General features: G+C 76.6%; 21 protein-coding genes. 5 read left to right on the top strand and 16 right to left on the bottom strand.

The annotated features are described in order from the left end of the window. The first annotated feature begins 2 nt into the window (after positions 1-2). Positions 3-1,004 carry an MvdC/MvdD family ATP grasp protein gene (locus BJP59_RS08300; RefSeq protein ID WP_061268456.1) on the top strand — a complete coding sequence of 334 codons (1,002 nt, stop codon included), beginning with the start codon at positions 3-5 and terminating at the stop codon, positions 1,002-1,004. An 82-nt stretch (positions 1,005-1,086) separates the two neighbouring features. On the opposite strand, the gene BJP59_RS08295 is transcribed toward BJP59_RS08300, so the two are convergent. From BJP59_RS08295 to BJP59_RS08275, 5 genes are all read right to left on the bottom strand, one after another. Further along, entirely contained in the window at positions 1,087-1,824 is a 738-nt protein-coding gene (locus BJP59_RS08295; RefSeq protein ID WP_194522685.1) for a glycosyltransferase family 2 protein, read from the bottom strand. After that, positions 1,821-2,426, bottom strand: coding sequence for a hypothetical protein (locus tag BJP59_RS08290; RefSeq protein WP_228485343.1), 606 nt, complete (start codon positions 2,424-2,426; stop codon positions 1,821-1,823). The genes BJP59_RS08295 and BJP59_RS08290 overlap by 4 nt, the downstream gene beginning before the upstream one ends. Before the next feature lie 183 nt (positions 2,427-2,609). After that, complete coding sequence (locus BJP59_RS08285) at positions 2,610-3,425, bottom strand: MerR family transcriptional regulator (protein ID WP_194522684.1); 816 nt, start codon at positions 3,423-3,425, stop codon at positions 2,610-2,612. A 32-nt stretch (positions 3,426-3,457) separates the two neighbouring features. Further along, positions 3,458-3,964: a VOC family protein gene (locus BJP59_RS08280; RefSeq protein WP_194522683.1), complete on the bottom strand. Its 507-nt coding sequence runs from the start codon at positions 3,962-3,964 to the stop codon at positions 3,458-3,460. A 33-nt stretch (positions 3,965-3,997) separates the two neighbouring features. After that, complete coding sequence (locus BJP59_RS08275) at positions 3,998-4,594, bottom strand: GNAT family N-acetyltransferase (protein ID WP_194522682.1); 597 nt, start codon at positions 4,592-4,594, stop codon at positions 3,998-4,000. A gap of 131 nt (positions 4,595-4,725) precedes the next feature. Between BJP59_RS08275 and BJP59_RS08270 the strand changes: the two genes are divergently transcribed. Further along, the gene (locus BJP59_RS08270; protein ID WP_194522681.1) at positions 4,726-5,265 is read left to right on the top strand and encodes a hypothetical protein; all 540 of its coding nucleotides are present in this window, start codon (positions 4,726-4,728) and stop codon (positions 5,263-5,265) included. Between the two features lie 10 nt (positions 5,266-5,275). Here the strand turns inward: BJP59_RS08270 and BJP59_RS08265 are convergent, their stop codons facing one another. The 3 genes from BJP59_RS08265 to BJP59_RS08255 all read right to left on the bottom strand — a co-directional run bounded on the left by BJP59_RS08265 (position 5,276) and on the right by BJP59_RS08255 (position 9,014). Continuing rightward, positions 5,276-6,085: a hypothetical protein gene (locus BJP59_RS08265; RefSeq protein WP_194522680.1), complete on the bottom strand. Its 810-nt coding sequence runs from the start codon at positions 6,083-6,085 to the stop codon at positions 5,276-5,278. 81 nt (positions 6,086-6,166) lie between these two features. Beyond that, entirely contained in the window at positions 6,167-7,792 is a 1,626-nt protein-coding gene (locus BJP59_RS08260; protein WP_194522679.1) for an ABC-F family ATP-binding cassette domain-containing protein, read from the bottom strand. A gap of 319 nt (positions 7,793-8,111) precedes the next feature. Further along, complete coding sequence (locus BJP59_RS08255; protein ID WP_076404835.1) at positions 8,112-9,014, bottom strand: LysR family transcriptional regulator; 903 nt, start codon at positions 9,012-9,014, stop codon at positions 8,112-8,114. A 95-nt stretch (positions 9,015-9,109) separates the two neighbouring features. Here BJP59_RS08255 and BJP59_RS08250 point away from each other — a divergent pair, with 95 nt between their 5' ends. Beyond that, on the top strand, positions 9,110-10,384 hold the full coding sequence (locus tag BJP59_RS08250) for an MFS transporter (RefSeq protein WP_194522678.1): 1,275 nt from the start codon (positions 9,110-9,112) through the stop codon (positions 10,382-10,384). A gap of 45 nt (positions 10,385-10,429) precedes the next feature. Here BJP59_RS08250 and BJP59_RS08245 read toward each other — a convergent pair whose 3' ends face one another. Further along, positions 10,430-12,274, bottom strand: coding sequence for a siderophore-interacting protein (locus BJP59_RS08245; protein WP_194522677.1), 1,845 nt, complete (start codon positions 12,272-12,274; stop codon positions 10,430-10,432). Beyond that, on the bottom strand, positions 12,274-13,308 hold the full coding sequence (locus BJP59_RS08240) for an ABC transporter substrate-binding protein (protein ID WP_194522676.1): 1,035 nt from the start codon (positions 13,306-13,308) through the stop codon (positions 12,274-12,276). The genes BJP59_RS08245 and BJP59_RS08240 overlap by 1 nt, the downstream gene beginning before the upstream one ends. A gap of 234 nt (positions 13,309-13,542) precedes the next feature. Between BJP59_RS08240 and BJP59_RS08235 the strand changes: the two genes are divergently transcribed. Beyond that, positions 13,543-14,343 (top strand): helix-turn-helix domain-containing protein, encoded by an 801-nt coding sequence (locus tag BJP59_RS08235; RefSeq protein ID WP_194522675.1) that lies wholly within the window; start codon positions 13,543-13,545, stop codon positions 14,341-14,343. Between the two features lie 6 nt (positions 14,344-14,349). On the opposite strand, the gene BJP59_RS08230 is transcribed toward BJP59_RS08235, so the two are convergent. Next, on the bottom strand, positions 14,350-14,907 hold the full coding sequence (locus BJP59_RS08230) for a dihydrofolate reductase family protein (RefSeq protein ID WP_194522674.1): 558 nt from the start codon (positions 14,905-14,907) through the stop codon (positions 14,350-14,352). Between the two features lie 209 nt (positions 14,908-15,116). Between BJP59_RS08230 and BJP59_RS08225 the strand changes: the two genes are divergently transcribed. Beyond that, complete coding sequence (locus tag BJP59_RS08225; RefSeq protein WP_194522673.1) at positions 15,117-16,142, top strand: hypothetical protein; 1,026 nt, start codon at positions 15,117-15,119, stop codon at positions 16,140-16,142. A gap of 45 nt (positions 16,143-16,187) precedes the next feature. Here BJP59_RS08225 and BJP59_RS08220 read toward each other — a convergent pair whose 3' ends face one another. From BJP59_RS08220 to BJP59_RS08200, 5 genes are all read right to left on the bottom strand, one after another. Further along, entirely contained in the window at positions 16,188-17,324 is a 1,137-nt protein-coding gene (locus tag BJP59_RS08220; protein WP_194522672.1) for an endonuclease/exonuclease/phosphatase family protein, read from the bottom strand. 198 nt (positions 17,325-17,522) lie between these two features. Next, positions 17,523-17,996, bottom strand: a complete 474-nt coding sequence (locus BJP59_RS08215; RefSeq protein ID WP_194522671.1) for an HNH endonuclease — start codon at positions 17,994-17,996, stop codon at positions 17,523-17,525. Positions 17,997-18,269: 273 nt separating this feature from the next. After that, entirely contained in the window at positions 18,270-19,598 is a 1,329-nt protein-coding gene (locus BJP59_RS08210; protein ID WP_194522670.1) for a low temperature requirement protein A, read from the bottom strand. Beyond that, positions 19,595-21,181 carry an ATP-binding protein gene (locus BJP59_RS08205; protein ID WP_228485342.1) on the bottom strand — a complete coding sequence of 529 codons (1,587 nt, stop codon included), beginning with the start codon at positions 21,179-21,181 and terminating at the stop codon, positions 19,595-19,597. Before BJP59_RS08205 ends, BJP59_RS08210 begins: the two co-directional genes overlap by 4 nt. A gap of 83 nt (positions 21,182-21,264) precedes the next feature. Further along, positions 21,265-22,941, bottom strand: coding sequence for an FAD-dependent oxidoreductase (locus tag BJP59_RS08200; protein WP_228485341.1), 1,677 nt, complete (start codon positions 22,939-22,941; stop codon positions 21,265-21,267). Positions 22,942-23,089 lie beyond the last annotated feature (148 nt).

Genomic DNA, 23,089 nt, shown 5'->3' with positions numbered 1-23,089 from the left:
CGATGATCGGCATCGTGTCGCACGCGGACGACCTCCACACCACGGAGGTCGTCCGCCACCTGGACGCGCTCGGCGCGCCCCACGCGCTCCTCGACACGGGGCACGCGCCCCGCGACGTGGCGCTGACCTCGACCCAGGACGCCGCCGGGTGGCGCGCCGACTGGGTCGACACGAGCGCCGAGGGCGTGAGCGCGGTGGACACCACCACGCTGCGCGCCGTGTGGTGGCGCCGACCGCAGCCGTTCGCGCTGCACGACGACCTGCGCTCCGCCCAGGACCGCGGCTTCGCCCACGGGGAGGTCGCCGCGGCGGTCTCCGGGCTGTGGTCGTGCCTGCCCGCCACCTGGGTCAACGACCCGGACCGCGACGAGGCTGGCTCCCGCAAGATGTGGCAGCTCCAGGTCGCCGCGCGTCTCGGGCTGCGCGTGCCGCGCACGTGCATGACGAACGACCCGGCCCGCGCCCGGGAGTTCCTGCACCGGGAACCGGGTCGCGTGATCTTCAAGCCGTTCAGCGGCACGCCCGCGACGTGGCGCGAGACCCGCCCCGTGCGGGACTCGGACCTCGCGCTCATCGAGAGCGTGCGGTACGCGCCGGTCATCTTCCAGGAGGCCGTCGCGGGGTCGGACGTGCGCGTGACGATCGTCGGCACGCAGCTGTTCGCGGCCGAGCTGCGCACCGAGGAGTCGGCGTACGCGTACGACTTCCGCGTCGACACCCACCACTGCCCGACGTCCGTGCACGACCTCCCCGAGCACGTCGCCACCGCGCTCCTGCGGCTCATGGAGGTGCTCGGTCTCTGGTACGGCGCGGTCGACCTGCGCCGCACGCCCGAGGGCGACTACGTGTTCCTCGAGATCAACCCGGCCGGGCAGTGGCTGTTCGTCGAGTACGCGACCGGGCAGCCGATCGCCGCGGCGCTCGCGGCGCTGCTGGCCCGTCTCGACCGCGAGGAGGCACCGGGCGCGACGCGGCGGCGCACCTGGCGCGGCAGCGCGGACTGAGCGCTCGGCCTGTCGCCGGCTCGTCGTCGGCCCGTCGCCGGGCCGTCGCCGCCTGGCACAGGCGGGGCGGTGTCCGTGCGCGTCAGCGCCAGCGGTCGCGCCACCGCTCCCACGGTGGTGCGACCGCCCAGTTGACGCGGAGCGTGCGCCACGCGCGGTCCATACGGCGACGTCGCTGGCGCCGGCCGCGCAGCGAGCGCGCCGACACCCCGACGCGCCACGACCGGTCGAGCACCGTGCGCCGGCCCGGGCCGAGGCGGAACGACAGGTCGAGGTCGTCGTGCACCTCCGGGTCGTCGCGCGCGACGGCGTCGCGCACGGCGGTCCACGCCGAGCGGCGCAGGGCCATGCACGAGCCCCAGAGCGCGGTGTGGCCGAGCGCGAGGTGGCACAGCACGTAGTACGCGCCGAGGTAGGCGATCGCCACGGCGGCGCGCGCCCCGCGCGGCAGGTCGTCGAACGTGCCCGTGCCGGTCATCGCGTCGAGCGTCGGGTCGGCGGCCATGCGGTCGACGACGCGCTGCACCCACCCCGGGTCGGGGAGCGAGTCGGCGTCGAGCCGCGCGATGACGTCGCCGCGCGCGGCGTCGTACCCGGTCGCGGCGGCCGCCGGGATGCCGACGCGCTCCTCGCGCACCACGACGGCGCCCCAGCGGCGCGCGACGAGCGCGGAGTCGTCGCGCGACGCGTTGTCGACGACCACGACCTCGAGCGGTGCGACGGTCTGCCGCGCGATGCGCGCCAGGCAGCGGTCGAGCGCGGCGGCGTCGTCGCGGACCGGGACGACCACCGACACGGTCGGGGCGGTGCGGGGCGTCACGGCCGGTCCTGGCGGACCGCGGTGCCGCGCGCGAGGAGGGCCCCGGCGACCACGGAGCCGAGCAGCCCGGTCGCGAGGTCGGTGACGGTGTCGCCGTAGCCGACGCCGATCCGGTCGTCGAGGAACGTGTGCCCGGCCCACTCGCCCAGCTCCCACAGGATCGCGAGGACCGCCCCGAGGCCCGTGGTCATCACGACGACGCCCGTGCGCCACGGTCGGTCGTCGGCGTGCGGGGAGGGCAGCGCCCCGACGCGGACGAGCGTCACCGTCGCGAGCGCCGCGATCAGACCGGTGCACACGGCGTGCACGGGTAGGTCGAGCCAGGGCACCGCGCGGTACCACTCGAGCTGGGCGGCCCACGCGGAGGCGAGCAGCGCGGCCCCGTAGCCGACGTCGAGCACGCCGGTGACCCCGAGGGCGCGCGGCACCATCGTCCCGCCGAGCACGAGCAGGAACAGCGCGACGCCGACGCCGTCGAGCGTCGCGCCGGCTACGACGACGCTGAGCGCGGCACCGGCCCGGACCGCGTCGCCCGCGAGGATCGCGCCGCGTGCCGGGGCGGCGAGGGAGGGGCCCGCCATGGGGGCGGGGGTGGCGGGCATGTGGTGCTCCTGGGAGGGTGGTGCGGCGGCGGGGATCACAGCCTCACACCCTGGTGTCGCGCTCGCACGCCCGTCCGCCGGGAGCGCTCGTGGTCGCGCCTCCCGCCGCGCTCGTCGTCGCGCCCCCCGACGTGGCCGTCGCGCGCGTCCGTCCGCCGTGCCCCTGCGGCACGGCGCAGGGGGTCAGTCCCAGGTCGCGGTCGCCGGGTCCACGCCGTGCGAGCGCGCGTTCGCCTCGGCCGCGGCGCACAGCCACGCGGCCAGGCCCGGGGCGAGGCCGTCGTAGTGGGCACGGAACCCGGCGTCGTCGACGAACCGCCGCGCGAGGCACACGTGCCGCGCCGGCGGGCAGTCGAAGTGCGCGCCCATCGAGGCACGGTGCCGCTCGGCGAGGGCGGCCGCCCGCGGCGACGCGGGGTCGACGCCCGCGCGGCACGCCGCCGCGAGGTCGGTCTCCAGGGCTGCGACGTCGTCGGCCAGGCGCTGCCAGTCCTCGGGCGTGCGCTCCGCCGACCGCTCGGCGTACTGCGCCCACTGCGCGGTGTCGCCCCAGAGCTCGCGCGCCTGCCCGGGCCACGCCGGGTCCCAGCCCTCGCCGAACAGCGCGACCTGCTCGGTGGGCGTGAGCAGGAGCCCGCGCTCGCGCGCCGTGACGAGGCGGTCCAGCGCGCGGGCGGTGCGCTCCATCCGGGCGATCCGCTCGCCGAGCAGCGCCCGGTGCCTGCGCAGCGCGTCCACCGCCTGGTCGCCGGTCGCATCGAGGAGCGCCGCGACGTCCTCGACCGCCACGCCCAGCTCCCGGTACGCCACCACCCGCCGCAGCCGTGCGACGTCGGCCGCCGCGTAGAGCCGGTAGCCCGCCGGCGTCCGTGCCGAGGGGCGCACGAGCCCGACCGCGTCCCAGTGGTGCAGGGTGCGGACGGTGACGCCCGCCGCCGCGGCCGCGTCGCCGACCGTCAGCGGGTCGGCGCCGCGGCCGGGCGTCGGGTCGGTGGTCACGTGACCCAGTGTCCACCGCGGAGCCGCGGTGCTCACGGGGCGGGCGCCTCGATCCCGATGCCCTCCAGGAACCGGGCGGGGTCGCTCCCGGCGACGAACGGGCGCGCCGCCGTCATGACGACGCGCGCGTTCTCCGGCGTGCGGACCTCGACCTCGACGGACCCCCACGGCATCTCGCGCGGGCCCGTCGTGCAGCCGGGCGTCACGGCCTCGCACGCGGCGACGATCGCGTCGACCTGCGACAGCACGCACGAGAAGCTCACCGTCAGGGCCGGCAGGTCGGGCGCGGGGGTGCCCGGGACGAGGAGCACGTGCTGGAACGCCCATCGCCGCAGGTGCACCATGCCGCCCGGCACGGAGAACAGGTCGAAGAACCCGAGCCCGTGCGTCCAGAGCTCGACGGACGCCGCGAGGTCGTCCGTCGGGACGGTCACGAACTGCGGCATCCCGTAGATGCCGCGGAACGGCTCCGGGGCGACGGCGTCAGGCCCCGGGGCGGGGACGGGGGAGAGGTCGAAGGCGGGGAACGTGTCGGTCATGCGGGCAGCCTGCGCCCTGACGTCGCGTCAGGGTCAAGCGCCCGCGCGCGCCTCGTCGGCCAGCAGCGCGTACACGACGCCGTCGACCCAGCCCAGGTCCCGGTGCAAGGAGTCGCGCACCCCCACGCCCTCGCGCCGCATCCCCACGCGCTCCATGAGCCGCCACGACGGCTCGTTCGCGAGGAACGCGCTCGCCACGACGCGCCGCAGCCCCAGATCCTCGAAGCACACCCGCAGCAGTGCGCGCACAGCCTCGGTCGCGTAGCCCAGCCCCTGGTGCGCCGGGTCGAGCACCCAGCCGATCTCAGCCTCGTCGTCGTGCGAGCGGTCGACGACGTCGCGCTGCGCCCAGCCGTCGCGCACCGCGAGGTAGAGGTCCCCGACCACGGCACCTTCGCGCTCCACGACGAGCGTCGTCGCGAGCCGGCCCGGCTCGACGTGGTGCTCGCGCCACTCCTCGACCGCCGTGAACCGCTGCGTGAGCCACCGGTCCACCTCGGGCAGGCCGCGGTAGGCGAACAGCGCGTCCGCGTCGTCCGGCCGGGCGCGCCGCAGCGTCAGGCGAGCGGTCCGCACGGGCCACGCGACCCGCTCCAGGGTGTCGGGGCGCTCGTCGGTGGCGTCGGTCATGCGCCCACCCTGGCACGTCCGGGGCCTGCGTATCGAGGGGATTCCCGCGGCGCGGCACCGCCGTCGCGCGCCTCCGCCCCGACGACGGGCGCGTGCGACGGCACGCCCCGCGCCGGTCTAGGGTCGCCCCCATGACGCTGTTCCTCGACGACCCCGACGAGGGTCTGTCGCCCGCGACGAGCCACCCCGCCTTCGTGTCCCTCGCGCCGGAGCCGTTCTACGACGAGGGCGCGGACTTCGCCCCGTTCGGCAACGACTCCGGGCACGACGCGCTGCGCGACCTCGAGGAGTGGTACGCCGCCGACGGGCGCGACGACGCGCTGCCCGCCTTCGTCGACGGCCTCCTGGCGGCGTGGGACCTCGGCGTCCCCGAGGACGTCTGGGCGTCCGGGCGGCAGGGCGCCGCGGACCGGCTCCGGGGCGGCGACGTCGACGAGGCGGCGCTCGCGGCGGAAGCCCGCGCGCAGATCGCGATCGTGCTCGGCCAGCTGAAGATCCGCGGCGGGCTCACGCCTCACGCGCGGGCCCTGGGCGTCGCGGTGCTCGACGTGCTCGCCGCCCTCAACGACCACGCGCGGGCCGTGAGCCCGGGCTGGCGGCACGCCGACGCCGACGCCGCGGCGACCGCCGCGATGGTCGCCGTCGTGCGGGCCGCGCCGGACCTGCCCTGACGACCCCGGCCTACGCCGACGGCGGGTCGTCGTCGGCGCGGCCGCCGACGAGGTTCCGCACGCGCTCCCTGCGCGCCCGGTAGCGCGCCCCGAAGCGCTCCTGCGCGCGGGCGAGCCGGCGCGGCCGGCGACCGTACCGACGTCGGGCCCAGAACGACGACGGCTTTGCCACCCGCACCGCGCCCACGAGCGCGACGACCGGGACCACCACGCCGACCAGGCCCGTCGCGAGCTTGCCCTTGAGGACGCACACGAACGCGAGCGCGAGGTGCACGACGACCGTCACGGTGTAGGCGAGCCAGCCGCCGGACGCGTCGTCGGACGTGACACCGATGGGTGACGCGGACAGGAGCAGCGCCGCGCCGAGGGCCCCGCCGACGAGGATCGCGTCGATCGAGCGCTGGCCCTCCTCGGCCCAGTAGACGTCGTCGACGTAGAGCCACAGCGCGAACTCGTCGAGCGCGAGCGCGGCGCCCGCGCCGAACAGCAGCGCGAGCACCTCCGACCACGGGTGCCCGGGAGAGTAGCGGAACTCGAGCATGCCGGTCAGCAGCACGAGCAGGATGCCCCACACCTGGTGGTGCACGTGGACGCCCCCGATCGACACGTCCCCGAGGAGGGACCGCCGCGACGGCGGCCGGCCGTCGTCCGCGGGCTCGTGCCCTGGCGCCCGCGTGGTCGTCGCCGCGGCGGCCTCGGTGCGGGCGCGGATGCGGCGCGTGATCGACCGCACGACGACGAACGTCACGACGAACCCGACGAGCGCGAACAGCGCCGGGGCGCGGCCCGTGTCGACGACGTGCTCGGTGTACCAGCCCACGGTCCCCTCCCGGCCGGTGGTCCTGGGTCCATCGTCCGAGGTCCGGGGCGACCCGTCGAGCGGGCCGCCCCGGACCGGCGCTCAGCGGGCGGGTTGCTCCGCGCCCGGCGCCACCTCGTGGAGCCCGCCGTCCCGGTCGAGCTCGAGCCGCACGTCGACCCCGAGGCGGGCGAGGAACCCGTCGTCGTGGCTCACCACGAGCAGCGCGCCCGCGTAGCCCGACAGCGCCTCGACGAGCCGTTCGACGCTGCGCACGTCGAGGTCGTTCGTCGGCTCGTCGAGCACGAGGAGCTGCGCGGGCGGGTCGGCGAGCAGGAGCCGCGCGAGCGCGACGCGGAACCGCTCGCCGCCCGACAGGGTGCCCACCGGGCGGTCGACGGCCGACCCGCGCAAGAGCAGGCGCGCGAGGTGGTTGCGGACCGTGCCCGGCGCCACGCCCGGGGCGCCGTCGCGGACGGTGTCGAGCGCGCTGCGTGCGTCGTCGAGGCCGTCGCGCCGCTGCGGGAGGTAGCCGACGCGGTCGGTGAGGAGCGTCCCGCCGGCGCGTCCCGGCTCGGGCGCGCGCCCGGCGAGCAGGTTCTCCAGGAGCGTCGTCTTGCCGGTGCCGTTGGCCCCGACGAGCGCGACGCGCTCGGGCCCCTGGACGACGACCGTGCGGTTCGTCCCGTGCAGCTCGGCGAGCCGACGCCCGCGCGGGACGTCCGGGTCCGGCAGCACGAGGTGCACGTGCTCGTCGTCGCGCACCCGGGCCGCCGCCGCGTCGAGCGCCTGCTGGGCGGCCTGGACCTTGGCGTCCAGGCCCTGGCGCATCGAGCCCGCCGAGACCTGGGCCGCGGACGCGCGCAGCCCCATGGAGATGCGTGACCCGGTGCGGTTCGCCTGGGCGGTCCGCGCCGTCCGCTCGCGGCGCGCGAGCTTCGTCTCGGCCTCGACGCGCTGGCGCTTCTCGGCGCGCAGGGTCTGCTCGGCGCTCCGCGCGGCCTGCGCCGCCGCGGCCTGGTCGACCTCCAGCTGCGCGCGCCACGCGCTGTACGGGCCGCCGAACGTGGTCAGCGCGCCCGCGTGCAGCTCGGCGGTCTCGTCGACGTGCTCGAGCAGCTCCAGGTCGTGGCTCACGACGACGAGAGCCCCGGGCCAGTCGTCGACGAGCACGGCGAGCCGGGCCCGGGTGGCACGGTCGAGGTTGTTCGTCGGCTCGTCGAGCAGCGTGATCGCGCCGCGCCGCACGCGCAGGCCGCTGATCGCGACGAGCATCGCCTCGCCGCCGGACAGCTCGCCGACGCGCCGGTCGAGGCCGACGCCGTCGAGCCCGATCTCGGCGAGCGCCTGGGCGGCGCGCGCCTCGACGTCCCAGTCGTCGCCGACGGCGTCGAAGTGCCGCTCGTCGACGTCGCCGGACTCGATCGCGCGCAGGGCGTCGAGCGTCGCGTCGATGCCGAGCAGGCGCGCGACGCTCGCGTCGCGGCCGAGCGTGAGCGTCTGGGGGAGGTAGGCGACGTCGCCGGTGGTCGTCACGCGCCCGGAGGTGGGCGTGAGCAGGCCGGCGACGAGGCGCAGGAGCGTCGACTTGCCGGCGCCGTTGTCGCCGACGAGGCCCGTGCGGCCGGTGCCGAACGTGCCGGAGAGGTGGGAGAGCGCGACGGTGCCGTCGGGCCACTCGAACGTGAGGTCGGTCAGCGTCACCGCGGACCGGTGCAGGGTGGACATGGGGGTGCTCCTCGGCCCGCGGTGCCGCGGGCGTGGTCGTGCCGGGAAGGTCGGGCGGCTGTCGTCGCGCGGGCGCGCGGACGGGCCGCCGGTGGCGGGAGCGGTGGGGCGTCGTCCAGGCACGCCGAGGCCGCGGCACGAGCCGGGCAGGGGTCGCCGACGAGGGCTCCGACGGGGCGGAGCGGGGCGAGGGGTGCGCTGGGACGGGCCGCCGACGGCTCGGCGGCTAGAGTCTGTCGACCTCGATGAGCACGCGCCGATGCTAGCAGCGCGGCCCGGCGGGGTCTGCGGGCGCAGGGTCCGCGGGCGCGGGGGCCCGTCACCCCGCCGGAGCCTGCTCCCGACCCGTGGCGAGCGAGGCGACGAGCGAGGCGACGAGCGCCGCGGCGGCCGCGCCCGGGTGCGGCCGCGTCACGAGCCCGAGGGACCACGCCTCCGGCGCGTCGAGCGGCACCGCGACCGCGCCCGGCGCGGGCTCGTACATGTCCGCGGGGACCACCGCGACGCCGAACCCGGCGGCGACGAACGCGGGCAGGTCGCCGACGTCGGCCACCTCCGTGTCCGCGCGCGGCGCGACGCCCGCGTGCGCGAACGCGCGCTCGGCGACCACCCGGTTGCCGAACCCGCGCGGCGTCGTCACGACGTGCTCGTCGGCCAGGTCGCCGGGCGCCACCGACCGCGCCCCGGCGAGCGGGTGGCCCGCGGGCAGCACCGCGACGAACGTCGACGACGTGAGGCGCGTGTACCGCAGACCGGGGTGGTCCTCGGGCCCGAGCCCGGTGAACGCGACGTCCACGACACCGCGCCGCACGTCCTCCCCGAGGCCCGTCGACCCGGCGGGCGACGGGGTGAGGCGCAGCACCACGCCGGGGTGGCGGTCCCGGAACGCGGCGAGGGTGCGCGGCAGGCCGAGGTACCCGAGGTTCGTGAACACCCCGAGCCGCACCGTGCCGCGCACGTGGTGCGGCCCGGGCGCGACGGCGGCACGGGCCTGGTCGACGGCGTCGAGCACCGCCCGGGCCCGGGGGAGCAGCGCCTCGCCCTGCGAGGTCAGCGCGACCGAGCGCCGCGTGCGCTCGAACAGGCGGGCGCCGAGCTCGGCCTCCAGGGCGCGCACGCCCGCCGAGACGCTCGACTGCACGGCGAAGACGCGCGCGGCGGCGCGCGTGAAGCTCAGCTCCTCGGCCACGGCGACGAAGTACTCGAGCTGGCGCGTCTCCATGCCGCTCACCCTACGACGTCCTATCGCTGACATCGATCAAGAGGATCGGTACAAGTCGTTGGACACGATCAGGAGCACAGGCGCACGGTGGACGCATGGCGACGACCTCGGCACCTCCGACCCGCCCCGCACCCGCGCGACCGGACGACGCGCAGCGGTCCTCCCGGCCGCCGCGTGCGCGGCGCACGCGGCCGCTCGTCTCGCACCGGTCCGGGTTCCTCGTGGTGGCGCTCGCGTTCGCGACGGCCATGGCGTTCTCGACGGTCCCGACGCCGCTCTACCCGCTGTACCAGGCGCGCGACGGCCTGCCGACCGTCGCCGTGACCGTCGTCTTCGCCGCGTACGCCGTCGGGGTCGCCGCGAGCCTGTACCTCGTCGGGCACCTCAGCGACCGGTTCGGGCGCCGCCGCGTCCTGGTCCTCGGCCTCGTCGCCGAGCTCGTCGCGGCCGTGCTGTTCCTGCTGCTGGACGGTCTGGGCGGCCTCGTCGTCGCGAGGCTCGTCTCGGGCGTGGGGATCGGGGCCGTCACCGCGACGGCGACCGCGCACCTCGCCGAGCTCCGCGCGGCAGCCCGGCCCGGCGGCCCGACGGACACGAACGCCGTCGCGGGCCTGGCGAACATCGGCGGCCTCGCGCTCGGACCGCTCGTCGGCGGGCTGCTCGCCCAGGCCGCGCCCGCGCCGCTCACGACGCCGTACGTCGCCTTCGCCGTCCTGCTCGCCGCGGCGGTCCTCGCCGCCGCGCTCGTGCCCGAGACCGTGCCGCCTGCCGCCGCCCCGTACCGCTACCGCCCGCAGCGCGTCGCCGTGCCGCGCGGCGGGCGCGGCACCTTCGTCGCCGCGGCGGCCGCCGCGTTCGCGGGCTTCGCGGTCTTCGGCCTCTTCACGTCCCTCACCCCGAGCGTGCTCGCGACCGTGATGCACGAGGAGTCGCGCCTCGTCGCCGGGCTCGTCTCGGCCGCGGTCTTCGCCGCGGCCGCCGTCGCGCAGCTCGCCACGGGCCGGCTCGCCCGCCGGCGCCAGGTCGCGCTCGCCGTCACGCTGACGCTCACCGGGCTCGCCGTGCTCGCCGTCTCCGTCGGCACCGCGAGCCTGCCCGGGTTCGTGGCGAGCGCCGTCGTCGCGGGCGCGGGCGTGGGCATCCTCTTCCGGGGCGCGCTCGCGACGGCGGGGGCCCTGGCGGAGCCCGGCCGCCGGGGCGAGGTCCTTGCGGGGGTCTTCCTCGTCGCGTACCTGGGGCTCGCCGTCCCCGTGCTGCTCCTGGGGGTCTCGCTCACGGTCGAGCCGCTGCGCCTCATGGTCGTCGTGTTCGCGGCGGCCACCGCGCTGCTCGTCGCGGCGGCCGCGCCGAGCCTGGCACGCCGGTCCTGAGCGGTGGGGCGGACCGCGGCGCGGTCCGCCCCGCCGTGCCGCGGGTCAACGGGCGAGCTCGACCCGCGCGACGCCCCAGCCGAGGGCGTCGTGCCCGACGACGCGCCACCCGGCGCGCGCCGCGAGCCGCGCCACGTCGTCGGGCGTGCGCGGTCCGGACCCCGTCGTCGCGAGGGACAGCAGCGCGTGCTCGTGCGCGTGCGGGCTCAGGCCGTCCGGCGTGAGGTCCTCGACGAGCACGGCCCGACGCGCGGACGCCCCCATCGCGGCGAGGAGCGCGACCACCTCGTCGTCGGTGCGGTGCCCGGTCCCGAGCGCGCACACCGCGAGGTCGGCGCCGGGCCAGGAGCCGGACGTGGCGTGGGGCGAGCCCGTGCCGGCCTGCTCGCGCAGGACGGCGAGCGGCACGGCGTCCTCGACGAGCGTCGTCGTGCGGTCACCGGGCACGTCCGCGAGCAGGTCGGCCACGACGAGCGCCCCCGGCCCTCCGACGGCCACCGACCGCGCGCCCGACCACACGGACCACGTCGGGAGGCCGGTGAGCACGTAGGGCAGGACGTCGGCGCCCTCGACGACCTCCGCGGCGAGGTCGGCGTCGGCCTCGACCTCTGCGCGCAGGGTCCGGCCGCGCGAGCGCGCCCACGCCGGGGCGTCCTCGCGCAGCGCCGGGGCGAGCGCGGCGAGCGCGAGGACCGCGTCGGCCTCCAGGCCCTCGTACTCCTCGCGCGCGTGCTCGTCGTCGAGGAGATCCTCGCCGGCGTCGGCCAGGCCCACCTTGTCACCGTCGGGGGTCACCACCCCCGACGCCGCGAGGACGTCCACGAGGACCCGGACCGCCGCGGGCGCGACGCGGGCCGCGTCGGCGAGCGCCGCGACGTCGCGCGGGCCGTCGCCGAGCGCGTCGAGCAGCCCGAGCTGCAGCGCGGCGCGCGTCGCGAACCACGGCACGGGGGACGGCACGCCCGCGGGCTGTGCCGTGGGGACGGTGCCGGTCGCGGTGCTGCCGGGCACGTCGCTCGCGGTGCTGCCCGGGGCGCCGCCCGAGGTGTCGCCGACGGTGCTGCCCGCGGTGTCGCCCGGCCTCGCGCCCGAGGGCGCCGGCCGCGCGTGCCAGTACCCGGTGACGTCGACGTGCGTGCGGGGCACGCCGCGCTCGCGCGTGAGGAGGCGGCGCACCGGCAGCAGGGCGCGGCTCTCGCTCGCGGCCCACGCGTAGACGCGCCCGGGCCACCACGTGATCGCGCGCACCGCCTCGCCGAGCGCGACGCGATCGCCCTCGGGCGCGACGACCCAGCGGACGGTGTCGCCGTCGCGCAGCGCGAGGTCCTGGCGCGCGGACGCGTCGCCGACCGTCACGACGACCTGCACGGGCACGTCGACGGGGCGCTCGTCGAGGAAGCGGCCGATCGCGGGCAGCGCGGTCTCGTCGCCCGCGAGCAGGGCCCAGTCGACGTCGTCGGGCCACACGGTGGAGGCCTTGGGGCCGACGAACCACAGGGCGTCACCGGGGCGCGCCGCCCCGGCCCACGCGGCGGCGGGCCCGTCGCCGTGCAGCACGAGGTCGAGGTCGAGCTCGCCCGCCACCGGGTCCCAGCGGCGCGGCGTGTAGTCCCGACCCTGCCGGTTCGGCGCGGGCGGCCAGTCGATGCCGTGCGCGCGCTGCACGGGCAGCGCGGACGCGACGTCGCCGTCGGACGCGAGGACGAGCTTCACGTGGTCGTCGAACCCCGGGGCGTCGAACGCCGGCATCGGCAGGCCGTCGCGCTCGAACGCGCCGAGCTCCGGCCCGACGAGCGTCACGCGGCGCATGCGGGGCGTGACGTCGACGACGCGCGCGACCTCGACGCGCCGCAGGACGAGGGGGTGGGTGCGCAGGCGGTGCTGGGCCATCAGGAGAACTGCTCCTCGACGACGTCGAGCAGGGCCATCGCCTCGTGGTAGTCGCTGCGGATCGTCCACGTGGGCAGCTCGTGCGCGGTCCCGGCGGCGAACGACGGCAGCGCGGCGAACACCGGGTCGGCGGCGAGCGCGTCGAGGTCGACCTCCGCGCCGTTGAAGCCGATGACGAACACGTTCGGCGCGGTGACCACCGACGTCACCTGCTCGGCCGACACCTCGAACATGTCACCGCCCGGCGTGTACGGCTCGGCGCCGGTCTGCTCCTGGATCGGCTGGACCGCGAACCCGAGCCGCTCGAAGATCGCGGGCAGCCCCTCGCCCTCCTGGAGGGCGTACGTGGTGCCCTCCGCCGTGCGGGCGAGGAACGCCGTCTCGCCCGCGGGCACGGTGATCGCGTCGCGCACCTCCGCGAGCCGGTCCTCGTACCCGGCGGCGAGCTCCTCGTACGTCGCCGCGTCGTCGAACACGTCCTCCGCGAGGAACGCGAGCTGCTCCTGCCAGGTCGTGTACGTGCCGCTCACGAGGACGGTCGGGGCGATCTGGCTCAGTCCGTCGTAGACGTCCGTCGCCTGCTTGAGCGGGAAGCCCCACCCGCCACCGACGATGAGGTCGGGCTCGAGCGCGAGGATCGCCTCGAGGTTGAAGCCGTCGGCGCTCCACTCCAGGAGCTCCGTGCCGTCGGCCTCGGCCTCCTGCGCCCAGAGCGGGGAGAAGGCCGGCTCGGGGTCGTCGGTCACCTCGGGCACGGTGGCGAGGACCGGGACGTCGAGCGCGTAGAGGTACCCGGCGAGCGCGTGGTTGAGCACGACGACGCGCTGCGGGTCCGTCGGGACGGTGACGTCGCCCTGGTCCGTGGCGACGACGCGCTCCGCCGCGGGCGAGCCGGTGGGCTCTCCGGAGCCCTCGGCCCCGGCGTCGGACGTGGTGGTGCCGCCGGAGCACGCGGAGAGCGCGAGCGTCGCGGCGGCGACGAGCGCGGCCAGCGCGGTGAGGGGGCGGCGGGTGGGACGGCGGGACGGCAGCATGGGACCTCGCACTCGGGAGCAGGGACGCGGGGGCCGCACGGCGTCACCGGGGCGCACCTCGCGAGGTTAGGCTAACCACACCTACGCGCCGTGCCGTGCCCGGACATGACACGGACGCTCCCGGACGCGACACGACCGGGCGCGCGACGTCCGCACGGTGCGCCGCGGGATACGTCCGAGGTCGTCCCGCAGGACGGCCGGACCGGAGGGTCCGGCCGAGGAGAGGAGCGCCGCATGACCCCGACCGCGCTGGGCGCCGTCGTCCCCGAGAACGCCGTCCGCTTCCTCGGCCACGACACCCACGCGCACGACGAGCCGCACCTGGTCCACGTCGTCGCGGGCACCGCGGAGCTCGTGGCCGACGGCGCGCCCCTGACCCTGCGCACGCACGAGAGCGTGTGGCTCGCCCCCGGCGTGCCGCACTCCGTGCGTCTGCCGGGCGGGGCGATGGCCCTCGGACCGGTGCTCTCGCCGGGCGTCGAGCCCCCCGTCCGGGTGCACCGGCTCGGCGTCGTGCCGGCCGTCACGGACGTCCTGACCGCCGTGCTCTGCGCGGGACCGGCGACCCCGGAGCAGGTCGCGCCGTTCCGCGCGGCCCTCGAGGAGGTGCTCCGCGGGGTCGCGGGCGACCACTTCGTGCTGACGCTCCCGTCGCACCCGGTCGCGCGCGCCGTGGCCGAGGACGCCCGACGCGGGGGTGCGACGCTCGAGGAGCTCGCCGACCGACGGCACGCGAGCGCGCGCCACGTCCAGCGGCTCTTCGTCGAGGAGACGGGGCTCCCGTTCGGGCGCTGGCGAACGCGCGCCCACCTCAACGTCGCGATCGCGCGGCTGCGCGGCGGCTCGCAGCTGGACGCGGCGGCGCGCGCCGCCGGCTACGCCACGCGGGCCGGCCTGCTGCGCGCCCTCAGCCGGGAGACCGGGCAGCCGGTCGCCGACCTCGCGCGGGATCCCCTGGCGGTCCTCGACCGCGCGCCGCGGGACGCGGGACGCGGGACCCGGGCGGCTCGCCCCGCCGAGCGGCTGAGCGCCTGAGCCGGATCAGCGGTCGCGCACGACCCGGTAGCGCAGCGCGGTGCGAACGCCCACCTCGTCGACGCTCACCTTCTCCAGGGTGGCGGGGACGCCGCCGTCGAACAGCCGGACGCCGCCGCCGAGCAGCACCGGCATGACGTCGACGGCGAGCTCGTCGACGAGGTCCGCCGCCAGGAGCTGGCAGAAGAGGTCCGCGCCGCCCACGAACGTCACGTCACGGTCGCCAGCGGCCTCGACGGCGCGGCGCACCGCCTCCTCGACACCGTCGGTGACGAACTCGATCCAGAGCCGCTCGTTGCGGCGCGGCGCGACGGGCAGCGGGTGGTGCGTCACGACGAAGATCGGTGCCTGGAACTCGTAGTCCTCCGCGTAGCTGTCGGGGTCCTCGGCGCCGTCGAACGTGCGTCGCCCCATGAGCACGGCGCCGGTCTCGTCCTGGAGCCGGCGCATGTAGTCGCTGCCCACGAGCGTGTCGAAGTCCGCGTAGAGCGCGGCGCTGCTCCCGGCGGCGTCCTGCACGAACCCGTCGAGCGACACCGTCGCCCCGGCGATCACCTTGGCCATGGATCCTCCTCGTCCCTGTTGCGCGGTCGAGGGGGAGACCCGGGGCGGTGCGCGGACTCATCGGTCGGCGGGCGGCCTCCGGGTCGGCCCGCTCCCGGACGGCGCCCGCCGTCGGGCCGTTCGGCAGTTCTCATTATCGTGTTGACCCTGGTCACGGGCCGTCGTGAGAGTGGCTGCCGTCCCACCCGCTCTCTCACCGTGGAGGCAGCATGCCGGACGACCCTCGCCCACCCGTCCCTCGTCCCCTGACCCGTCGCGCGCTCCTGCGCGGTGCCGTCGTGCTCGGCGCGGCGACCGCGACCGGCACGCTCGCCAGCACCGTGGGCGGCATCGCCGCCCCGGCGCCCGCGCACGCGGCGGTGCCCGGCTTCCCGACGTTCCGCTACCTCGGGCAGCCGCTCGACCGGAGCACGTTGCGGTACAACCCGACGAACGAGCTGATCTTCCCCTCGGTCCGGTACGTCGCCGGGCGCGTCGAGAACCCGCTCGGCCGCTGGTACATGTACTACGCCCCGCACGACGCCCCGGGCGGCATCTGCCTGGCCTACGCGGACTCCGTCACCGGCCCGTGGCGCGAGCACCCCGCCAACCCGATCATCCCGCGCACGTGGGCGGGCTTCGACGTGAGCCACGTGTCGAGCCCCGACGCGTTCTGGAACCCGGCGGACCGCCGGATCTACCTGTTCTTCCACGGCGAGAACCACACGACCCGGGTCGCGAGCTCCGCCGACGGCCGCAGCTTCACGTACCACAACCGGGTCGTGGGCACGTACATGCTCCCGGGCGTGAGCGAGACGTCGTACGCGCGCGTCTTCCCGCACCCGACGCAGTCGGGGGTCTACGTCATGCTGCTGATGGGCAACCACGGCGGGACGCGGAAGATCTACGTCGGCTGGTCGCAGTCGCTGACGTCCGGCTGGCAGGTCAAGCCGGAGCCGCTCATCACGCCTGCGGCCGGGGAGGGCGGGCAGGTCTCCGGGGCGCACTACTGGTCGCGCAACGGCGGGGGCCACGTCGTCTACCACGCGGGCTCGGGCAACATCCACGTCGCGCGCGTGGGGACGGGCTTCGACCGCGAGGACCACCTCGGGGTCCTGTACGACTCGGGGTCCGCCGCACCGGACCACGGGCGCGCCGCGGCGCCGTCGTTCGTGGAGGTCGACGGCCGCCTGCACATGTTCTACGAGGCCGGCCAGCGCGGCTCCACGACGATCGCCCTCGCCCGCGCGGACTGACGCCCCGGCCGGGCGCCCACCGCCCCGGGCGCCCGGCCGGGCCCGTCACGCGAGGTCGACGTCGGCCCACAGGGCGGCGTGGTCGGACGCCGCGTGCACGGGCGACGTCATCGTGTCGTAGTGCGGGAACAGGGTCCCGTCCTTCCCGCCCCACACGCCCCGGCGGAAGACCGACCCGCCGACGGTGCGCTCGAACAGCGCGGGGGAGAGCAGGACGTAGTCGATCTTCTGGCTCGCGGTCCCGTTGCCGTACGTCCCGGGACGCCCGTCGCCCCGGAAGTCCGGGTGCACGCTCACGTCGCGCAGGTCGGTCCCCTCGAGGAGCGGGCGCAGCGGCACCGACCCCGGTGTGTCGTTGAGGTCGCCGACGACCACGACGTGCTCCTCGCCGCGGGCGCGCAGACCCGCGTAGATCGCCGCGGTGCGGGTCGCCTGGCGGCGCCGGGTCGCGTCCGACTCGGCCTGCGTCCCGTACCCCTTGGACTTGAAGTGGTTGACGAGCACGGTGAGCGTGCCGCCGCCCTGCAGCGCGACGACGTACTCGGGGCAGTCACGACCGAAGACGAGGCGTCCGCGCGAGTCCCGGTCGTCGACGTGGGAGCGCACCGTCCCGATCTCGTAGGGCCGCCGCGTGAGCAGCCCGACGTCGATCCCGCGGTCGTCGTTGCCGTCGATGACCATGACGTGCGGGTAGAGCGCGCGCCCGGAGCGGGTGACGCCCGCGTCGGTGAACCGCTTGAGCGCGACGCGGCTCTCCGCCTCGACGACGGCGAGGACGTCGGCACCGACGTCGGCCACGACGCGCGCCGTGTGGGCCATCGCGAGCTCGTCGACCCGGTCCTTGACGAGGTCGACCCAGCCGACCCAGTCGCCCCGCCCGGTCGCGACCACCTCGGTGCGGGCCGTCCCGGCGGCCTGCGAGCCGGTGCGACGCACGAGCCGCCCGCGCACCTGGCGCAGCACCGCGAGCGCGGCGGCGTCGGCGCGCAGCAGGCCGAGCGTCTCCAGGTGCTCCAGGATCTCGGCGCGGACGTCGGGGCCGTACCGCTCCTCGGCGATCAGGGCGTTGACCCGGGCGTGCGCCGCCAGGACCGCGTTCCCCGCGGTCAGCGGGCCCGCCATCGCGCGCGGCCGCTCGAACAGGTTCTCGACGTTGAACGTCCCGATCCGGACCGTCGCCATCGTGGGCTCCCTCGCGCGGCCCGGGACCCGAGGTGGGTGCGCGGCGCGGACCGGCTCCACCTGGAGGGAGGGGCGCGGCCGGTGTCCCGGACCTCGCCCCGCGCTGTCGCAGGACCGCACGACGCGGCCGGCCCGGCCGGTGTCACCGCCACCGGCCGGGCCGCCCGTGACCGGCCGGGCGCGCCGGCCGGTGACCCGTCAGCGTCTGCGCGGGGCGGGCGCCGACGGGTAGATGTCGCGGAACGCGGGCTCGAACGGTTCGGACAGGAGCGACAGACCCGCCTGCTCGGGGGTGCGCCCGCCCTTGGCCGCGTTGCACGGCTCGCACGCGGCGACGGCGTTGAGCCACGTCGTCGTGCCGCCCTGGCACCGCGGGACGACGTGGTCCATCGTCGTCGCGGTCCCGCCGCAGTACGCGCAGCGGTAGCGGTCGCGGCGCAGGAGCGCGGCGCGCGAGTACGGCACGCGGCCCTGGCGCTCGTACACCCAGCGCGCGTGCACGTACCGCACGAGCGCGACCGACCGGGGCCGCTGGTAGGGCCCGAACGTCTCGCCCTCGACGGCCTCCAGCACCTCGGCGACCTGCCGGTGCAGCATGCGGATCGCGTGGCCCAACGACACGCGGCCGAGCACCTGGCTGCCGCCGAGGTTGTAGATGACCACCTCGCTCATCGTCGCTCCTCCTGTCGTGCGTTCGCGTGCCGTGCCCCGGGACGACGAGAGCCGCCCCAGGACGGTGCCCCAGGACGGCTCTGCAGGTGGACGACGCACGTCGTCTACCTGAGGAGCGCCCTTCGGGACGGGTCGACGGACCGCTCGTGCGTCACGCGGGTCCACCTGCCCTTCACCGGTCGTCATGGTCGAGCGTCCGGGCGGGTCTCGACCGGACGCCATGAGGCTATGCCCGCGAGCGCGCGACGTCCACGGTTTTGCGCCCGGGCGGCGTCAGGTGTCGTCCCGCGCGCCCGTGTCCGACGCCGCCGCGCCCGGCTCGGCGCCCGGCCCCGTGCCGAGGTGCGTGCCCGCCGCGTCGCCCGACGTCGGCCGGTGCGCGCGGCCGGCACCGGAGAGCTGGACGAGCAGCGCGCCCGACAGGACCCACACGAGCCCGGCGGCCGAGACCGACCCGCCCGCGAACGCGGCGACCGCTCCCGCGGCCACGACGGGCACGGCGAGGACCAGCGCGGTCCGGACGTCGCGCAGCACGGCGTGCACGCCCGCGGACACCAGGCCGTGGACGGCGAACGCCCCGACGAGCAGCGCGAGCTCGGCCGGCTCGAGGGCGCGCGCCGGGCGGTCCAGCACGCCGCCGAGCGCGCCCGCGAGCGTGGCGAGGGCCCCCGTCGTCACGAGGTGCAGGAACCACGCGACCCGGGGCGGCACGCCGGCCGGGCGCAGGAGCGCCACGCCCGCGTACCCGGAGCGCACCGTGAGCGCCCACAGCCCGACCAGCAGGGTGAACGCCCCCGCGCCCGCCACGAGCAGGGTGCGGTCCCACTCGGCCTCGCTCGCGGCGTCGATCGCCTGGATGAGGCCCTCGCCGAGCACGATGATGACGAACAGCCCGAGCCGCTCGCCGAGGTGGGGCACGTCGCTCGCGGCGGCGTCGACCGTCGTCGGGACCTCCAGGTCGCGCCGTCGCCCGCGGTCCGGCGCGCCCGGTCGTGCACGACGACCGCCGAGCGCACGACCCCGGCCCCGGCGCTCGCGGACCTCGTCGAGGCGTTCCTGCGCGCGCCGCACGAGCCGCTCGCCCGAGAGCGTGAGGAGCAGCACCAGGTCGATCGCGAGGCCGACGCCCCACAGCACGTAGCGGGTCTGGCCGTCGGCCCACCACGACACGACCCACGGCACGACGCCGGCGAGCGCCTGCACGACGGGCAGGTCCACGACGACGGTCGTGCGCCGCCACGGGCGTGCGGCCACGAGGCGGCCCACGACGTAGGCGACGGCGAACGCCCGGGCGTGCTCGTCGTGGATGCCGGGGACGGCGGCGATCATCACGGCGAGCGCGGCCATCCCGGCGAGGATCGGCAGGGACCGCGCGCCCTCTCCCGCGACGTTGCCGTACGTCGTGAAGCACGCCCACACGAGCCAGAAGGCCGTGTACGCCACGACGTACAGCGCGAGCCCGCCGCCGTCGTGGTCCTCCTGGAGGAGGTGGGCGAGCATGCCGATGCCCGCGACGACGACGAGGTCGAAGAACAGCTCGAGCCAGGAGGCGTGGCGCTCCTCGCCGACGGGCGAGGTCCCCGCCGCGGGGGCGGCTGTCACGGGCGGCCGTCGGGCGCGTCGGGCGCGTCGGTCGAGCTGGGTGAGGTGGGCGAGGTGGGGACGGGCGCGGGTTCGAGCGGGAGCCGCACGACGAACCGCGTGTCGCCCGGCACGGACGTCACGGCGAGGTCGCCGTGGTGCTTGTTGACGACGATGCGCCACGAGATGTCGAGGCCGAGCCCGGTGCCCTGGCCGACGGGCTTCGTCGTGAAGAACGGCTCGAAGATGCGCGGGCGCACGTCGTCGGGGATCCCGGGGCCGGTGTCGGCGACCTCGACCTCGGCGTGGTCGTCGACGCGCCGGGTGGTGACGGTGAGGGTGCCGGTGCCGGCCATGGCCTGGGCGGCGTTCTCGACGAGGTTGGTCCACACCTGGTTGAGCTCGGCGGCGTACACGGGCACGGGGGGCAGGTCGGGGTCGTAGCGGCGCACGACGTCGACGCCGTCGAGGGTGTGGTCGAGCATCGTCAGGGTGGAGTCGAGCAGCTCGCGCAGGTCCACGGGCCGGAACGGCGCCCGGTCGAGCTGGGAGTACTGGCGGGCGGCGCCGACGAGGGAGGAGATGCGCACGGTGGCGTCCTCGATCTCGGCCATGAGCTGCTCGGTCTCGATGGTGTACGCGAGCCAGCTCACCGCGCCGGTGAGCGCGCCGGCGTCGACCCGTCCGGCGACGCGGTCGAGCCACGGCTCGTCGATGCCGGCCTGGACGAGCGCGGGGGAGACCCGCCACCCCTCGGGCAGGCCGTGGTCGTCCAGCCAGTCCGTGAGGCGGTCCTCGAGGTCGGAGGTCTCCAGGGCGCCGACGGCGTCCGCGGTGCGCGTGTCCGCGTACCGCTCGAGCGCCTCCTCCTGGAGCCGGATCAGCTCGGCGAGCGTGGCGCGGTCGTAGGGGCCGTCGGCGATGAGCGCGAGCTTGTGCCGCATGGCCGCGACGCGCTCGCGCAGGGTCCCGGTGGCGCGCACGGCGGCCGCGGCGGGGTTGTTGAGCTCGTGGGTGAGGCCCGCGGACAGGGACCCGAGCGCGAGCAGCCGCTCGCGCTGCCCGACGAGCTGCTGCGCGTCGCGCGTGCCCCAGAACACGCCCTCGAGCAGGTGCACCGCCATGGGGAACCACTCGGTCATGAGCTTGGCGAAGTCGGGTGCCGCGAGCACGAAGAAGCGCGAGGGCTCGAGCGCGCGCGCCGAGTGCAGGTAGGTCTGGGGCAGCCGGTCGCCGAGGTAGGCGTTCCAGGCGCCGAGGTAGACCCCGACCTGGCGGGTGCGCGAGACCTCGACCTCGTCCTCGCCGACGCGCCGGTAGAGCGCGACGCCGCCGTCGAGCAGGACGTAGAACGCCTCGGCGGACGCGCCCTCGTGCAGCAGCCAGCCCGCGTCGTGCCGCTCGACGTGGCCGGTCGCGCACAGCCAGGCGAGCTGGTCGTCGGTGAGGTGCTCGAACAGGAACGTGGCGCGCAGCTCGTCGACGTCGCACGGCAGCCAGCCGCGCGCGGCGGCGGCCGCGGCGGTGGTGGGCGCGGTGGTGCCGGGCGCGGTGCTTGCGCCGCCCACGGGCGGGGTCGTGGTGGGGTCCTCGGTGCTGGTCACGGTGTCGCCTCCGGGTCGGTCGGGGCTGTGTCGTCGGGGCTGTGTCGTCGGTGCTGAGTCGGCGGGAGCGTGGTGGGACGGGGTCAGAGCTGTTCGAGGTAGCGGTGGACGAGCATGACGGCCATGGCCCCCTCCCCGACGGCGGACGCGACGCGCTTGGCCGACTCCGCGCGCACGTCCCCGGCGGCGAACACGCCGGGCACGGACGTCTCCAGGTGGTAGGGCGGGCGGTCGAGCGTCCACCCGGCGGGCGGGGCGCCGTCGCGCAGGAGGTCGGGTCCCGCGAGCACGAACCCGCGGGGGTCGCGCGCGACGACGCCGTCGAGCCAGTCGGTGCGGGGCGCGGCGCCGATGAACACGAACGCCCACCCGCACTCGACGCGCGACGTCGCGCCGGCGTCGAGGTCGCGCAGCTCGAGGTGCTCCAGGTGGTCGTCGCCCGACGCCGCGACCACCTCCGTGCGGGTGAGGACCCGCACGCGCGGGTGGGCCTCGACCTGCTCGACGAGGTAGGACGACATGGACCGGGCGAGCGAGTCGCCGCGGACGACGAGCGTCACCTGCTTGGCCTCGCGCGCGAGGTAGAGAGCCGCCTGCCCGGCGGAGTTCGCGCCCCCGACGACGTACACCTCCTGGTCCTGGCACGCGGACGCCTCGGTGAGCGCCGAGCCGTAGAAGACGCCGCGGCCCACGAGGTCGGCGAGGCCCGGGCCGTCGAGCAGCCGGTAGGAGACGCCTGAGGCGAGGATGACGGTGTGCGCGTCGATCGACGTGCCGTCGGGGAACCGCACCGAGCGGGCCGGGCCGTCGACGTCGAGCTCGACGGCGTCGCGCGTCGTGACGATCTCGGCACCGAACCGCACGGCCTGGCGGCGCGCGCGCTCGGCGAGCTGGGCGCCCGAGATCCCGTCGGGGAAGCCGAGGTAGTTGTCGATGCGCGAGCTCTGGCCGGCCTGGCCGCCGGTCGCGGTGCGCTCGACGAGCACCGTGCGCAGCCCCTCCGACGCCCCGTACAGTGCCGCGCTGAGCCCCGCGGGTCCGCCGCCCACGACGACGAGGTCGTAGAAGTCGGCCGCGGGGCGCGTGGCGAGCCCGACCCGCTCGGCGAGCGTCGCGTCGTCGGGCGCGACGAGGGGCTCGCCCTCGGGCATGACGACGAGGGGGAGGGTCTCGCCGTCGGCCTGCGCGGCGGTGAGCAGGCGCGCTCCCTCGGCGGACTCGGACGGGTACCACCGGTAGGGGACGCGGTTGCGCGCGAGGAACTCGCGCACCTGCGACGAGCGTGCCGACCACCGGTGCCCGACGACGACGGTCTCGGCGGGCCGGCGGCGGTCGGTCGCGGACCACGCCTCGAGCTGGGCGTCCACGACGGGGTAGAGCTTCTCCTCGGGCGGGTCCCACGGCTTGAGCAGGTAGTAGTCGAGGTCGACGACGTTGATCGCCTCGATCGCTGCCTCCGTGTCCGCGTAGGCGGTGAGCAGGACGCGGCGCGCCGCGGGGAAGAGGTCCATCGCCTGCTCGAGGAGCTCGACGCCCGTCATACCGGGCATGCGGTGGTCGGCGAGGACGACGGCCACGTCCTCGCCCCGCAGCGCGAGCTCGCGCAGCGCGGCGAGCGTCTCCGCACCGGACTCGGCGCGCACGATCCGGTACCGGTCGCCGTAGCGGCGGCGCAGGTCGCGCGCGACCGCGCGCGAGACCCCGGGGTCGTCGTCCACGGTGACGAGGGCGGGGCGGGTCGTCGCGACGGTGGGTTCCACACGGCCTCCTCGGGCACCAGGACGGGCGACTGCCATCCTCTCCCCGCCGTGGCCGCGCGTCCACGGCGGACGTGGCGCAGGTCACTCTTGACGCGAGACCGCGCTGCGCTAGGTTAGGCAAGGCAAACCTCAGGTTGCCCCGCCGCGG

The organism is Cellulosimicrobium sp. JZ28 (genome assembly GCF_015327065.1).
GTDB classification, from domain to species: Bacteria; Actinomycetota; Actinomycetes; order Actinomycetales; family Cellulomonadaceae; genus Cellulosimicrobium; species Cellulosimicrobium funkei.
This window is presented reverse-complemented; position numbering and strand designations above follow the sequence as displayed.

What these genes read in the sequence shown, in the direction of transcription:
- BJP59_RS08245 (WP_194522677.1), bottom strand. Translation starts at nt 12,274, where the DNA reads ATGGCCCAGCACCGCCTGCGCACCCACCCCCTCGTCCTGCGGCGCGTC.
- BJP59_RS08250 (WP_194522678.1), top strand. Translation starts at nt 9,110, where the DNA reads ATGGCGACGACCTCGGCACCTCCGACCCGCCCCGCACCCGCGCGACCG.
- BJP59_RS08300 (WP_061268456.1), top strand. Translation starts at nt 3, where the DNA reads ATGATCGGCATCGTGTCGCACGCGGACGACCTCCACACCACGGAGGTC.
- BJP59_RS08260 (WP_194522679.1), bottom strand. Translation starts at nt 7,792, where the DNA reads ATGTCCACCCTGCACCGGTCCGCGGTGACGCTGACCGACCTCACGTTC.
- BJP59_RS08270 (WP_194522681.1), top strand. Translation starts at nt 4,726, where the DNA reads ATGACGCTGTTCCTCGACGACCCCGACGAGGGTCTGTCGCCCGCGACG.
- BJP59_RS08255 (WP_076404835.1), bottom strand. Translation starts at nt 9,014, where the DNA reads ATGGAGACGCGCCAGCTCGAGTACTTCGTCGCCGTGGCCGAGGAGCTG.
- BJP59_RS08240 (WP_194522676.1), bottom strand. Translation starts at nt 13,308, where the DNA reads ATGCTGCCGTCCCGCCGTCCCACCCGCCGCCCCCTCACCGCGCTGGCC.
- BJP59_RS08280 (WP_194522683.1), bottom strand. Translation starts at nt 3,964, where the DNA reads ATGACCGACACGTTCCCCGCCTTCGACCTCTCCCCCGTCCCCGCCCCG.
- BJP59_RS08235 (WP_194522675.1), top strand. Translation starts at nt 13,543, where the DNA reads ATGACCCCGACCGCGCTGGGCGCCGTCGTCCCCGAGAACGCCGTCCGC.
- BJP59_RS08220 (WP_194522672.1), bottom strand. Translation starts at nt 17,324, where the DNA reads ATGGCGACGGTCCGGATCGGGACGTTCAACGTCGAGAACCTGTTCGAG.
- BJP59_RS08275 (WP_194522682.1), bottom strand. Translation starts at nt 4,594, where the DNA reads ATGACCGACGCCACCGACGAGCGCCCCGACACCCTGGAGCGGGTCGCG.
- BJP59_RS08225 (WP_194522673.1), top strand. Translation starts at nt 15,117, where the DNA reads ATGCCGGACGACCCTCGCCCACCCGTCCCTCGTCCCCTGACCCGTCGC.
- BJP59_RS08215 (WP_194522671.1), bottom strand. Translation starts at nt 17,996, where the DNA reads ATGAGCGAGGTGGTCATCTACAACCTCGGCGGCAGCCAGGTGCTCGGC.
- BJP59_RS08290 (WP_228485343.1), bottom strand. Translation starts at nt 2,426, where the DNA reads ATGCCCGCCACCCCCGCCCCCATGGCGGGCCCCTCCCTCGCCGCCCCG.
- BJP59_RS08230 (WP_194522674.1), bottom strand. Translation starts at nt 14,907, where the DNA reads ATGGCCAAGGTGATCGCCGGGGCGACGGTGTCGCTCGACGGGTTCGTG.